13 protein-coding genes are annotated in these 14138 nt (G+C 62.5%); 6 read left to right on the top strand and 7 right to left on the bottom strand.

All coding sequences use genetic code 11. The features are described from left to right. Positions 1-43 precede the first annotated feature (43 nt). Complete coding sequence (locus tag NCS00_RS20795) at positions 44-1162, bottom strand: 3-deoxy-7-phosphoheptulonate synthase (protein ID WP_008347720.1); 1119 nt, start codon at positions 1160-1162, stop codon at positions 44-46. A gap of 176 nt (positions 1163-1338) precedes the next feature. Between NCS00_RS20795 and NCS00_RS20790 the strand changes: the two genes are divergently transcribed. Next, entirely contained in the window at positions 1339-2013 is a 675-nt protein-coding gene (locus NCS00_RS20790) for an HAD family hydrolase (RefSeq protein WP_008347718.1), read from the top strand. A gap of 13 nt (positions 2014-2026) precedes the next feature. After that, positions 2027-3055, top strand: coding sequence for an aldose epimerase family protein (locus NCS00_RS20785; protein WP_250440872.1), 1029 nt, complete (start codon positions 2027-2029; stop codon positions 3053-3055). Positions 3056-3062: 7 nt separating this feature from the next. Here NCS00_RS20785 and NCS00_RS20780 read toward each other — a convergent pair whose 3' ends face one another. From NCS00_RS20780 to NCS00_RS20755, 6 genes are all read right to left on the bottom strand, one after another. Beyond that, complete coding sequence (locus NCS00_RS20780) at positions 3063-4199, bottom strand: porin (protein WP_250440871.1); 1137 nt, start codon at positions 4197-4199, stop codon at positions 3063-3065. A 207-nt stretch (positions 4200-4406) separates the two neighbouring features. Next, positions 4407-5921, bottom strand: coding sequence for an ATP-binding cassette domain-containing protein (locus NCS00_RS20775; RefSeq protein WP_250440870.1), 1515 nt, complete (start codon positions 5919-5921; stop codon positions 4407-4409). After that, the gene (locus tag NCS00_RS20770) at positions 5918-6844 is read right to left on the bottom strand and encodes a branched-chain amino acid ABC transporter permease (protein WP_175980602.1); all 927 of its coding nucleotides are present in this window, start codon (positions 6842-6844) and stop codon (positions 5918-5920) included. Before NCS00_RS20770 ends, NCS00_RS20775 begins: the two co-directional genes overlap by 4 nt. 2 nt (positions 6845-6846) lie before the next feature. Next, positions 6847-7722 (bottom strand): branched-chain amino acid ABC transporter permease, encoded by an 876-nt coding sequence (locus NCS00_RS20765; RefSeq protein WP_008347709.1) that lies wholly within the window; start codon positions 7720-7722, stop codon positions 6847-6849. Between the two features lie 113 nt (positions 7723-7835). Next, a complete protein-coding gene (locus NCS00_RS20760; RefSeq protein WP_372492505.1) occupies positions 7836-9074 on the bottom strand; it encodes an ABC transporter substrate-binding protein in 1239 nt (412 codons plus the stop codon). Positions 9075-9270: 196 nt separating this feature from the next. After that, entirely contained in the window at positions 9271-10167 is an 897-nt protein-coding gene (locus NCS00_RS20755; RefSeq protein ID WP_008347704.1) for a LysR family transcriptional regulator, read from the bottom strand. Positions 10168-10259: 92 nt separating this feature from the next. On the opposite strand from NCS00_RS20755, the gene NCS00_RS20750 reads away from it, so the two are divergent. The 4 genes from NCS00_RS20750 (at position 10260) to NCS00_RS20735 (ending at position 14137) form a co-directional block, all read left to right on the top strand. Continuing rightward, positions 10260-11036, top strand: coding sequence for an NAD(P)H-dependent oxidoreductase (locus NCS00_RS20750; protein ID WP_008347703.1), 777 nt, complete (start codon positions 10260-10262; stop codon positions 11034-11036). Positions 11037-11095: 59 nt separating this feature from the next. Then, entirely contained in the window at positions 11096-11722 is a 627-nt protein-coding gene (locus NCS00_RS20745; RefSeq protein ID WP_175980595.1) for a glutathione S-transferase family protein, read from the top strand. A gap of 15 nt (positions 11723-11737) precedes the next feature. Next, positions 11738-12373 (top strand): glutathione S-transferase family protein, encoded by a 636-nt coding sequence (locus NCS00_RS20740; protein ID WP_250440869.1) that lies wholly within the window; start codon positions 11738-11740, stop codon positions 12371-12373. A gap of 120 nt (positions 12374-12493) precedes the next feature. Further along, positions 12494-14137 carry an acyl-CoA synthetase gene (locus NCS00_RS20735; protein WP_250440868.1) on the top strand — a complete coding sequence of 548 codons (1644 nt, stop codon included), beginning with the start codon at positions 12494-12496 and terminating at the stop codon, positions 14135-14137. Position 14138 lies beyond the last annotated feature (1 nt).

Below are 14138 nucleotides of genomic sequence, written 5' to 3'. Positions count from 1 at the left end.
GCGAACGGAAACGCTTCCCTTGCCGCGCCCACGGTTTTTGTCATCACCCCGCGCGGCGTTTTCTCACTGCTTGAGCGAGCAGTTCGAGCACAGGTTCGCTTTGCGTCCAGCCAAGGCATGCATCGGTGATCGATACGCCGTGCTTGAGCGGCACGCCCGGCTTCTGATCCTGACGGCCCTCTTCCAGATGACTCTCGATCATCACGCCGGTAATGCGCCGTTCGCCCGCCTCCAGTTGCCGCGCGATGTCCTGCGCGACATCGACCTGACGCAGATGCGACTTGTTCGAGTTGGCGTGCGAGCAATCGATCATCACCTGTTCGCGCTGGCCGAGCTTGGAGAGCGCGCCGCACGCCGCCGCGACGCTTTCGGCGTCGTAGTTCGGCCCCTTCTTGCCGCCGCGCAGAATGACGTGGCAGTCGTCGTTTCCGCGCGTCTCGAAGATCGCCGCCATGCCCATCTTTGTCATGCCCATGAACGCGTGGCTCGCGCGCGCCGCGACGATTGCGTCGGCGGCAACCTGCACGCCGCCATCGGTGCCGTTCTTGAAGCCGATTGGACAAGAAAGCCCCGACGCAAGCTGACGATGACTCTGGCTCTCCGTCGTGCGCGCGCCGATCGCGCCCCACGCGATGAGATCGGCGATGTATTGCGGGCTGAGCAGATCGAGGAACTCGGTGGCGGTAGGCAGACCGAGGCCGCTGATGTCGAGAAGCAGTTCGCGCGCGCGGCGCAGTCCTTCGTTGATGCGGAAGCTGCCATCGAGACGCGGATCGTTGATATAGCCCTTCCAGCCTACCGTCGTGCGCGGCTTTTCGAAGTACACGCGCATCACGATGAAGAGATCGTTACGCAGTTCGTACGCCACTTTCTTCAGACGCTCTGCGTATTCCATCGCCTGATCGTGATCGTGGATGGAACACGGACCGATGACGACGACGAGCCTGTCATCGCGGCCATGCAGAATATTCGCGATGGCCGCGCGGCTTTCCTCGACGAGGGTCTGCACGCCGGGCGTGACCGGCAGTTCATCGAGCAGCAACGCGGGCGAGATCAGCGGACGCACCGCGCCGATGCGCGTATCGTCGATGCGGGTCGTGTCTTGCGTGGAGTCGGCCACGCCTGCCTCCTGATCGCGGGAGGGATTGTCGATGCGGGTCAAGATAGGCTCCGTGATGCGTAATTGATGCAAAATTCAGGGACTTCATGCGGCGATTCCGCGATATAACCGGCTCGCGGCGCAAACATCCATTATCGCACCTGGAACAGCCTGTTCGCCCGATCGTGCGTATGATGAAGCGATACGACACGCCCGAACTCGATCAAAGGGAGCAGACCATGCGCATCGAAACATCATTTCTATTCGACCTCGACGGCACGCTCGTCGACAGCGTCTATCAACATGTGCTCGCGTGGAAAGAAGCGCTCGACGCCGAGGGCATCGAGTTGTCGGTGTGGCGCATTCACCGCAAGATCGGCATGAGCGGCGGACTCTTCACCAATCAGTTACTGCGCGAGACGCACGGCGAGATCAGCGCGGATCGCGTCGAGCGGCTGCGGCAGTTGCATGCGGAGGCGTACAAGCGGCTGCGCGCGCAGGTGTGTCCGCTGCCCGGCGCGCGCGAATTGCTGCAAGCGTTGACGAACGCCGGCACGCGCTGGGCCATCGCGACGAGCGGGCGCATGGAAACCGCGCAGGTCAATCTCGAGGCATTGGGCGTCGATCCGTCGAAGCAAGTGGTCGTTACGCGCGACATGGTGAAGTACGCAAAGCCCGATCCGGATCTGTTCCTCGCCGCCGCCGAGCGTCTGAACGTGCCGATCGAGCATACGGTCGTCGTCGGCGACAGCATCTGGGACATGCTGGCCGCGCGCCGTTGCCGCTCGCTCGGCGTCGGCTTGCTATCGGGCGGTTATGGCAGCGATGAACTCGAGCGCTCCGGCGCGTTGCGCGTGTATGAAGATCCAGCGGACTTACTGCTGCATCTCGATGAAGTCGCGGCGCGGCCATGAGATGATCTCGCGCATGACGACCTCTTCTTCCATCGACGTTCGCCCCTGGGGCGACGCGAATCTCTACACGTTGCGCAATGCATCGGGCATGTCTGTCGATATCAGCGACCTCGGCGCGACGCTCGTTTCATGGCTCGCGCCCGATCGCGATGGACATCTCGCCAATGTCCTGCTCGGTCACGACATGCCCGACGATTACCGCAACGGCAGCGCGTTCATGGGCGCGATCATCGGGCGCTGGGCGAATCGCATCCGCGATGCGCGCTTCGTGCTCGATGGCATCGCGCATCAGGCGGAGCGCAACGAAGGCGCGAATCTTCTGCATGGCGGCTCGGCGGGTTTTCATCGGCAGATGTGGCGTGTGCAGGCGGCGAACGGCGCGCTCGTCATGACGCTGCAATCGCCTGCGGGCGCTTCTGGCTTTCCCGGCAATGTGGATGTGACCGTGCGCTATGCGCTCGATGACGACGGCACGTTATCGATCGATTACGAAGCTCGCACCGATGCGCCGACGCCCATCAACCTGACCAATCACGCGTACTTCAATTTGAACGACGGCGCGAGCATTCGCGACCACGAGATATCGATTGCATCGGATACGTACTTCGCAATCGATGCGACCTCGATTCCAATCGCGGGCGAAAGCGTCGGGGACAGCGCGTTCGATTTGCGCGCGCCTGCATCGATCGGTACGCGTCTCGATGCGGTTCATCCGCAACTCGCGATCGCGGGCGGCTTCGATCATTGCTACGTGTTGAGCGACCAAGCGAACGAACCGCGCACGGTCGCTGTGCTGTTCGATCCATCGAGCGGACGCGAACTGAGCGTGTCGACCGATGCGCGCGGCTTGCAGTTCTACTCGGGGAATTATCTGGAAGATGTGCCCGCGCGCGGCGGTTCGCGTTATCGCAAGCAGGCGGGCTTGTGTCTCGAAGCGGGCGGCTTTCCCAACGAGATCAACATGCACGACAGCGAGCGCGCTGTCTTGCGGCCCGGCGACGTGTATCGTCAGCGCACGCGCTATACATTGCGCGTGCGCTGAAGCGTCATCAGAAGATGTTGCGCAAGCCGATCGACACGCCGGTCTGATTCGAGCGGCCCGGCAGTTCGACATCCGCCGCGCCCGTCACCTTGTTGAAGTCCACGGTGCCGTAGACTTCCGTGCGCTTCGACAGCGCGTACTCCGCCAGCGCGACGCCCGTATAGCGATTGCCGCTGCCCGTCGCGCCGCCGCCGATGGCCGCGTTCTTCATGTGGTCGTAGTAGAACGCGCCCGTGAGCAACAGCGCCGGCGTGACCTGATAGGTGACGCCCGCGAACGGGCCATCGTCGCGACGGCCCGAGCCTTTCAGAATATCCGTGCCCGATACGAGGCCACGCTGTTGCAGGATGCTGTCGACGAAGCCGGTGTCATCGGTCGAATGCAGATAGCCGACATAGAGCTTCGCCGCGCCGATCGCATAGACCGCGTTCGCGTTCCAGATCTTCTGCTTGTTCGCGGCGTTGTCGCTGTTCTGCTGATAGCCGCCGCCGATGGACAGCGGGCCCATCGCATACGACGCCGTGAAGCCGTACATGTTGCCCGCGCCCATATGACCCGGAACCTGGCCCGAGAAGCCGCCCGCGCCCGTCGACGTATAGTTCGTGCCGAACGAGTACATCGCGCCGATCGTGAGGCCCGCGAACGTGCCGTTGTACTTGACGGCGTTATCCGCATAGAGACCCGCGCCCAACGCAACCGGCAACCATGCGTTCTCGAAGTAATTGCCGACCGTGAGCGGATCGTAGACGTCACCGAGCATGTCGAAGAGCGGCGTCTTCTGACGGCCGAGCGTCAGCGTGCCATATGGATTCGACAGGCCGACGAAAGCCGCGCGATTGAATGCGCGAGCGCTGTCGGAGTATTGGCCGTTTTCCAGTTCCACGCCGCTTTCCAGCTGGAAGATCGCTTTCAGGCCGCCACCGAGATCTTCGACGCCTCTGAAGCCGATGCGGCTATTGGTAATGGCGCCGTTCGTCATGAACAGCTTGCCGTCGTTGTTGGCGTTGGCGTTCGTGAGGTAACGCACGCTGACATCGGCGACGCCGTACAGCGTGACCGAGCTTTGCGCGAATGCGGATTGACACGCGAGCGCGACGACCGACGCGCCGATGCCCGCGATGGCACGCGATGTGAATGTCTTCATGATGTATTGGGAGCGCGTATTCGTTAGCCGTTTTTCATGGCTTCGACGCGTCGCCTTTCAGATAACTGTCTTGGCTGAAGCAGCTTGGCGCGACGCATCGAAAGCTCGCGGTTTTTTAACACATCAAATGACGCGATGCCCATTCGGTGCAATACGTGTGGCGTTTTAGGCAACAAGGCGCGCGTGTTTAGTTGCGCGCGCTACGCTTCAAACTTTCGCCTGCGCAATTTGCGCTGCCTCCGACGGCACCGCTTCGAGAAAGCCTCGTCCCATGTCCTTCTCGAAGCGCGACGGACTGCCCTCCCACACGATGCGCGCATGTTCGAGCACATACACGCGGTCCGCATGGGGCAACGCGAACGTCACGTTCTGTTCGCCCAGCAGCACGGTGATCGGCGTGGTCTTCTGCAGCCGTTCCATCGCCTTCGACAGTTGCTCGAGAATCACCGGCGCGAGGCCGAGCGTCGGCTCATCGAGGATGAGGAGCTTCGGCTGCATCATCAGCGCGCGTGCGATCGCGAGCATCTGCTGCTCGCCGCCCGATAACGTGCGCGCGGTCTGCGCCTGACGCGATTCGAGTATCGGAAAGAGTTCGAAGAGCCACTTGAGCTGATCGGCGCGCATCTTGTCGGAAAGATGATAGCCGCCGAGATCGAGATTCTCGCGCACGGTCATGTCGCCGAACAGCTCGCGCGTCTCCGGGCACTGCACGATGCCGCCACGCGCGATCGCCGCGCCGCTCATGGCTTTCAAATCGCGCGAGCCGTAGCGAATGGTTCCGTGATACGCCACGAGTCCGGAAATCGCATTGAAGAGCGTCGTCTTGCCCGCGCCGTTCAATCCGACGACCGACACGAATTCGCCTTCGCGCACATGCATGTCCACGCTATCGAGCGCGCGCGCCTTGCCGTACAACACGCCGACGCTCTCGACCTGAAGAATCGACGGCTTGTTGCTCACGACTTCCGCGCCACGCTCGCGTGCCTCGATCTTGCCGCCGAGATAGACGCGCCGCACGGTCTCGTTCTGCATCACTTCTTCGGCGGTGCCTTCCGCGACGTACTCGCCGAGATACATCGCAAGCACGCGATCCGCGAGCGCCGCGAGACTCTTCACGTTGTGATCGACGAGCAGCACCGCGCGCCCTTCCGCGCGAAAGCCGCGAATCAGTTCGGAGAACGCTTCCGATTCGGCGGCGGTGAGACCCGCGAAAGGCTCGTCGACGAGCACGACACGCGGATCGCGCGCGATCGCCTTCGCCATCTCCATGCGACGCAGATCGGCGAAGGGCAGCGTCGCCGGATGACGATGCATCACCTTGCCGAGTCCGACGCGCTCCGCGATCTCGCGTGCGCGGCGATTCACATGCGGATCGGCGGCGAGCTTCACGAGCGAATCGGGCAATAGCGCGAGCTTGATGTGTTCGAGCACTGTCTGCCGATGCAGCGGCCGCGAATGCTGGAACACGATGCCCACGCCCGCGCGCGCGATTCGATGCGGCAGCCATCCGGCTATCTCGACGCCATCGACCTTGATCGATCCCGCGTTGGGCCGCTCGATGCCCATGATGAGCTTCATCACCGTCGACTTGCCGGAACCGTTCGGACCGATGAGGCCGAGTATCTCGCCGGGCTCGATATCGAAGCCGATGTCCTTCACCGCGACGAGACCGCCGAAGCGCTTCGTGAGGCCGCGCACCGAAAGCAAAGGTGTATCGCTCATTCGCGCTCCCTCACACGCAGGATGTTGCCGAGCAATCCATCGGGAAAGAACAGGATGACCGCGAGCGCGACAGCCGCGACCACGAACGTATTGATCTGCCCGAGCGGACGCAGGAATTCGCCCGCGACGATGAGAAAGATCGAGCCGAGCACCGCGCCGAGTATCGTGCGCCGGCCGCCGAGCACAGCCGCGATGATGATCTGCACGCCGATGCCGATATCGACCACCGTGCTCACCGACGCCGTGCCCTGATAGAACACGAGCATCGCGCCCGCGACGCCTGAGAACACCGCGCTGATGCAGAACGCCGCGAGCTTGTGCTTCACGACGTTGAAGCCGAGCGCCTGCGCGCCGACGGTATCCTGCCCGCTCGCCTGCAGAATGAGACCGATGGCCGAGCGCGACAAGCCGAACAGAATGATCGCGCAGACGATGAGGAACGCGAGCGCGATCCAGTAGTTGTGGCTCGCATCGACGGACATCACGTCGGGCACCATCATGCCGATCTCGCCGCCGGTGACGCCCGCGAAGATCACGATCGCGTTCTGCAGCAGCAACACCGCGACGAGCGTGACGAGACCGAAGTACGGTCCGCGCAATCGCAATGCGGGCACGGCGAGCAGCAGGCCGCCGACGAGCGCGACGAGGCCGCCGGCCATCACGCATACCGGTATCGGCGCGGCGGCGTGCGCGTTCAGTATCGCGGCGGAATACGCTCCGAGCCCGATCAGGAACGTCGGTCCGAAATTGACTTCGCCCGCGAAGCCGAAGAGCAAGTCCCACGACATCGCGAAGACGCCGAAGTAATACGCGACCGTCAGCACGCCGAGGATATACCCGGTGAGCCACCACGGCAGCGTCGCGGCGACGATCGCGAGCAGGACCGCCGCCCAGATCAAGCGCGAACGAACGATGTCTTTCATGATTAGCGCCGTCCGAGAAAGCCTTGCGGCCGCACATATACGACGAGCACGAGCAGCAGCAGCGCGGGCAATGGCCGCAGCGTCGGCGAGATGAGGTACGCCGTGACGGTCTCCAGATAACCCACGACATACGCGGCCATCAACGAGCCCGACACGCTGCCCAGGCCGCCGAGCACGACGATGGAAAACGCGCTCGCCGTGAGCTGTCCGGTGTTGTTCGTGCTCACGCCAAGGAACGATGCGAGCAGCACGCCCGCGATGCCCGCGAGCACACCGTAGATGGTCCACGCGAGCAGATAGATATTCGACAGCTCGAAGCCGAGCAGCGTGAGACCGCGCGGATTCATCGACGCCGCGAGCAGCGCCTTGCCCGCCTTCGTGCGATTCACGAAGAGCCACAGCAATCCGATCACGACCCAGCACACGACCGCGATCATGATCTCGTTATAGGGCACGCGCACGCCCGCGACGCTCGCGACGCCGGGAATCAGCGGACGCATCGTGATGGGGTTATCGGAGAAGAGATACGCCATGCCCTGCTGGATCATGATGCCCCAGAGCAGCGTGCCCGTGAGCACGAAGATCTCTTTCTCTTCACGCGGGATCGCAGTCGAGCGTTGAATGGGCCGCACCACCATGAAATAGGTGACGTATGCGGCAATCATCCCGCAGACCACGCCGAGCGGCGTGCCGAGATAGGTGCCCAATCCGGCTTCGCCCGCGAGCGCCCAGCCGAGCAGCGCGGATACCAGCATCACGCCGCCATGCGCGAGATTGAGCACGCCGGATACGCCGAATATCAGCGTGAAGCCGATCGCGCCGAGCGCGTAGAGCGAGCTGATCGCGAAGCCATCGATGAGTATTTGCAGTGGCAACATAGCGGCCCTTTATGTCTTCCATGTCGATGCCAACGTGGAACCGGTCCCCGCAACATGCGCCGCAAGGCGCGCGCTATCGGCAGCGCACGCGCGTCGCGACGACGCAAACGCGCTTAGTTCGCGGCTGCCTGCACCTTCACGAAGGCCGGAAACTTGACCTTTGCGTTCGCCACCGACTTCGGCCATATCGCCACTTGCTTGCCGTTCTGCCATTGCAGGTTGATGCCGGTGATATAGCCTTCGCCGTACTTCAACGCGTGCGTGAACTGATCGTTCTTGCCGTAGAACTGCCAGCGTCCGATGGTGCCGACATAGTCGGTCTTTTCGAGCGCATCGACCATCTTGTCGGGATCGGTCGAGCCTTGATTGCGATGAATCGCATCCGCGATGATGTACACGAGGTCATAGCTCGTGAAGCCGTCATACGCGGGCGATACGCCGGCAAAGTGCTTCTGATACGACTCGACGAAGGGCACGGTCTTCGGCGTCAACGCGACGCCCGGCGCCGCCGCCGATGCGGTGATCACACCTTCGGTCGCGCCGTTGGTGTCCTTCCAGAAGCTCGTGGTCGTCGCTTGCGAGCTTTGCCCCGACATCGGAATCGGCACTTGCTGATCGTGCCACTGGACGGTCGGCTGCACGCCGACATGGCTGATGCCCGTCGTGATCGTGTCCGGATGCTTCGCTTCGATCTGGTTGAAGATCGGCGTGAAGTCCGACGTGTCCGGATTGAAGCGGATGTGATCCAGCACCTTGAGGCCCGCTTTCGGCAGGCACTCGAGGTAGCGCTCGTCGAGCGGCTTGGTCCACGCGGCGTCCTCGCTCATCACGACGGTCGTCTTCATCTTGAACTCGCCGACAAGCACGTCATGCGAGAAATCGCAGATCGATTGCGCGATGAACGCCGAGGTCATCCAGCCGTGGAAGGTGTACTTGTAGTGATCGTAGTCGTCATGCACGCGCTTCGAGATTTCGTTGCTCGCCGCGCCCGGCGTGATGAAAGGCATCTTTAGGCGCGCGGACCATGGCTCCATCGCGAGCGCGACTTCGCTGATGTAGCTGCCGATGATCGCGACTACCTTGTCCTGACTCGCGGCGCGCTGAAAGGCACGCACGCCGTCCGATGCCGACGAGTGATCGTCATACGCGATGATCTGGATTTGCCGGCCATCGACACCGCCCTTCGCGTTGATCTCCTCCGCTGCGAGTTGCGCAGCCTTGCTGATCGAAGCGCCCGCCACCGCGGACTCTTCGCTGATGACGCCGATCTTGATCGGCTCCCCTGCCGCGTGCGCCGTGACCGTGAGACTCAAGGCCGCCATCGCCGTACCCGTTGCAATGACGGTACTCATTCCCCGCCACGTCTTGCGCTTTGACATCATCAGTCTCCTCTGTGTATTCGATCGTGGAGCGACGCCAGCCAGACACATGACACATGCAGCAATTAAGGATTTGCCGACAAACAGTAGCACTCGCCTTTCGAGCACTGAATCAGTAATAACGATAAAGACGATCATGCGAAAAGATCATCAATGCCGCGTCATTCTTTCAAACAGCTTGCGCGATGAACTCGCGCAGCCATCGATGCGCAGGATCGCGATGCACGCGTTCATGCCAGTACATCGACATCTCGTAGCCGGGCACGTCGACGGGCGGCGCGACGATGCGCAACTCCGGCCAGCGCTTCGCGAGCCTCGCCGGTTGCATCGAAACCAGATCGGTCGTCGCGAGCACGGAGCGCACGAAGAGGAAGTGCGGCACCGACAGCGCGACGTGCCGCTTCATGCCGAACGTTGCGAGCGTGTCATCCGTCGGGCCGAAGAATCCGCCGCCATCGGGCGACACGATCACATGCTCCAGTGCGCAGAACTGCGCGAGCGTCGGACGCCGCTTCAATCGCGGATGATCCTTGCGTCCCACGAGCACATAGCTTTCCGTGAAGAGCGCTTGCTGATGAAAATTGGCCATCTCGGGCGATGTGATGTGAAACGCGAGATCGATCTCGCCGTTCTCCGCCTGCTTCGCAAGACGCGGCGGCAACATCTCCAGCACGGCGATCCGCGTGTGCGGCGCGGCGGCGCGCAAGCCGCTCAACGCAGGCAGCAGCACGGTCGATTCGCTGTAGTCAGTGGCGGCGATGCGCCATGTGTTGTCGGCGATGGCGGGATCGAACGCGGCTTCCGGCGACACCGCGCGTTCGAGCGATGCCAGCGCTTCGCGCAACGGCTCGCGCAGACTTTCCGCTCGCGCTGTCGGGCGCATGCCACGCGGGCCGGGCAACAGCAGAGGATCGCCGAAGATGTCGCGCAGCTTCGACAGATGCACGCTCACGGAAGGTTGCGAAAAATGAAGGCGCTCGGCTGCACGCGTGACGTTCTGTTCGGCAAGCAAAACGTCGAGCGTGAGAAGCAAGTTCAGATCGAGCCTTCTCAAGGTATTAGTCATGGCAATTCCTGCAATTTCAGATATTCATTTCCAATATACCCGAGAGGCTCTTAAGCTGGTCTCCATTCCAGAAACGAAGTGGAGAAAGCCTCATGAATGTGCTGATCGTGTATGCCCATCCGGAACGCCGCTCGCTGAACGGCGCCATCAATGATTTCACCGTCGAGCGTTTGCGCGCGAACGGCCATAGCGTGCAAGTCTCCGACCTGTATGCAATGAACTGGAAGGCGCCGCTCGATGCGAACGACGTGCGCGACCGCAAGGCCGATACGCCGTTTCACGCGAGCCTCGATTCGAAGCACGCGTTCGAAAACGGCCTGCAAAGCCGCGACATCGAGCTGGAGCAGGACAAGCTGCGCTGGGCCGACGCGCTGATCCTGCAATTTCCGATGTGGTGGTTCTCGATGCCCGCGATCATGAAGGGCTGGGTCGAGCGCGTTTATGCGTACGGCTTCGGCTACGGCGTCGGCGAGCATTCGGACACGCATTGGGGCGACCGCTACGGCGAAGGTCTGATGGCGGGCAAGCGCGCGATGATCGTCGTCACGACGGGCGGTTGGGAATCGCATTACAGTCCGCGCGGCATCAACGGACCCATCGACGATATTCTCTTTCACATCCAGCACGGCATGCTTTTTTATCCAGGCTTCGATGTGCTGCCGCCGTTCGTTCTCTATGAAACGCATCGCATGGATGAAGCGCGCCTGCAAGCCACATACGATGCCCTCGGCCGGCGTCTCGACCGTCTCTGGGACGATGCGCCCATTGCATTCCGCAAGCAGAATCACGGCGACTACGCGATTCCTCAGCTCACGCTGCGCGACGAACTCGCAGCCGGAAAGACCGGTTTCGCGGCGCACATCGACTGAGGCAAAACGCGAAACACAGCTAAGATGGATCCTTCGACAAGTACGGAGGAAGACATCGAATGCTGACGATCTGGGGCCGGGCCAACTCGGTCAATGTGCAGAAAGTGCTGTGGTGCTGCGATGAACTGGGGCTCGCGTACGAGCGCATCGACGCGGGCCTGCAATTCGGGCGCAACAACGAGCCCGACTATCTCGCGATGAACCCGATGGGCCGCGTGCCCACGCTCGTCGACGGCGACTTCGTGCTGTGGGAGTCGAACTCGGTCATTCGCTATCTCGCGATGCAATACGGCGGCGCCAGCCCGCTCTATCCCGCCGAGCCGAAAGTGCGCGCGAGCGCGGACCGCTGGCTCGACTGGACGCTTTCGACCCTGCAGCCCGCCGAACGTCCGGTTTTCTGGGGCTATATCCGCACGAGCGCCGCGGATCGCGATGCGCAGCAACTCGCCGCCGCCGCGAGCGAGGTGGAAAAGCTCTGGCGCGTTATCGATGCGCATCTGAAGGGCCGCGACTATCTCGAAGGCAACACGTTCACGCTCGCCGATCTCGTCGTCGCCGCGTATGCGCGCCGCTGGTTCGGCATCGCGGAGCTGGTTCGCCCCGCGCTTCCCGAACTCGAACGCTGGTATGTGGGCATCACGCAGCGTCCGGGCTTCGCGCGTCACGTCTCGCCTGCATTGACCTGAACGGGACGGATTGCCATGACCATCGAACTGCATACCTGGAACACGCCCAACGGACGCAAGATCAGCGTCGCGCTGGAGGAAATGCAACTGCCGTACACCGTGAAAACGGTGAACATCACGAAGGGCGAGCAGCATACGCCTGAGTTTCTGCGCATCAGCCCGAACAATCGCATTCCGGCGATCGTCGATCCGGACGGACCCGACGGCCAGCCGATCAGCGTGTTCGAGTCCGGCGCGATCCTGCTCTATCTCGGCGAGAAGACGGGCAAGTTTCTGCCCGCGAGTTTGCGCGATCGCGTGCCCGTGCTCGAATGGCTGATGTGGCAGATGGGCGGCTTCGGCCCGATGCCAGGACAGGTGCATCACTTCCGCATGGTCGAAGCGGAAAGCGACCGGCGTTATGGTTTGAAGCGCTATTCCGACGAAACGCGCCGCCTGTACGGCGTGCTCGACAAGCGCCTCGCGCAAGTGGAATGCGTCGCGGGCGATATGTCCGTCGCCGATTTCGCGATTCTCGGCTGGGCGTGGCGGCATGAACGTCATCAGGTTTCGCTCGATGATTACCCTAACGTCAAGCGCTGGTACGAGGCGCTTCTCGCGCGCCCGGGCGTGAAGCGGGGCTTCGAAGTCAAGCTCGACGATCTCGGCTGATCAGGGCAAACCATGAGTCGGAGCGTCAGGCTAACGTAAGTTGCGCGCGTGATAACGATCTTCTAAGAAACGTGAGCGACACTGACGCCATCCGATAAATTCGCGCCCGAGGAGACAATCATGACCGCCAGCATGTACGACGATGGCCTTCCCAAAACTGCCGCCAACTACGCGGCGCTGACGCCACTCATGTTCATCGAGCGCGCGGCGTCCGTGTATCCGACGCTTCCCGCTATCGTGCACGGCGATGTCCGGCGCAACTGGGCCGACACCTACGCGCGCACGCGGCGGCTCGCATCGGCGCTGGCGGCACGCGGCATCGGCCTCGGCGATACCGTCGCCGCGATGCTGACGAACACGCCCGAAATGGTCGAAGCGCACTTCGGCGTGCCGATGACGGGCGCCGTGCTCAACACGCTCAACACGCGGCTCGACGCCGCCACGCTCGCGTTCATGCTCACGCACGGCGAAGCGAAGGCGGTGCTCGTCGATCGCGAGTTCTCGGACGTGATGCGCCGCGCGCTGAAAGACGTGCCGCAGGACGTGCTGGTCATCGATGTCGACGATCCGCGGTACGCGGGCGCGGGCGAGCGCATCGGCGAAATCGAATACGAAGCGCTGCTCGCGAGCGGCGATCCCGCATACGAATGGTCGCCGCCATCCGACGAGTGGAACGCAATCTGTCTGAATTACACGTCGGGCACGACAGGCAATCCGAAGGGCGTCGTGTATCACCATCGCGGCGCGTATACGAATGCGGTGAGCAATATCCTCGAATGGGACATGCCGAAGCATGCCGTGTACTTGTGGACGCTGCCCATGTTCCATTGCAACGGCTGGTGCTTTCCGTGGACCGTCGCCGCGCGCGCGGGCGTGAACGTGTGCCTGCGCCGCGTCGATGCGAAGACCATCTTCGATCTGATTCGCAGCGAGCGCGTCACGCATTATTGCGGCGCGCCGATCGTGCAGAACCTGCTCGTCAACGCGCCCGACGACATGAAGACCGGCTTCGATCAGAAAGTCCATGCGATGGTCGCGGGCGCCGCGCCGCCCGCCGCGATGATCGAAGGCATGGAGCGCATGGGCTTCGAACTGACGCATGTGTACGGGCTCACGGAAGTTTATGGCCCGGCCACGGTCTGCCCGCAGCAGGCCGAATGGAGCGCGCTCGATATCGGCGAGCGCGCGCGATTGAATGCGCGGCAAGGCGTGCGCTATCACTTGCAGGATGCGGTCACGGTGCGCGATCCGATATCGATGGAACTCGTGCCTTCCGATGGCGAGACCATCGGCGAGATCATGTTCCGCGGCAACATCGCGATGAAGGGTTATCTGAAGAACGCGGCCGCGACCGAAGAAGCGTTTCGCGGCGGCTGGTTCCATACCGGCGATCTCGCCGTCGCGTATCCGGACGGCTATGTACGCATCAAGGATCGCAGCAAGGACATCATCATCTCGGGCGGCGAGAACATATCGAGCATCGAAGTGGAGGACGTGCTGTACCGGCATCCGGCGGTGCTTGCCGTCGCGGTCGTCGCGAAGCCCGATACGCGCTGGGGCGAGACGCCCTGCGCTTTCGTCGAATTGAAAAGCGGCGCGCACGCGAGCGCGGAAGAGTTGATCGCGCATTGCAAGAAGCATCTCGCCGGCTTCAAGGTGCCGCGCGCGATCGAGTTCTGCGAACTGCCGAAGACATCGACGGGAAAGATCCAGAAGTTCGAGTTGCGCAAGCGCGCGGGGTCCGTCACCGCGATCGACGTCTGAT

It is taken from the genome of Caballeronia sp. AZ1_KS37, assembly GCF_023631165.1.
GTDB lineage: Bacteria > Pseudomonadota > Gammaproteobacteria > Burkholderiales > Burkholderiaceae > Caballeronia > Caballeronia zhejiangensis.
This window is presented reverse-complemented; position numbering and strand designations above follow the sequence as displayed.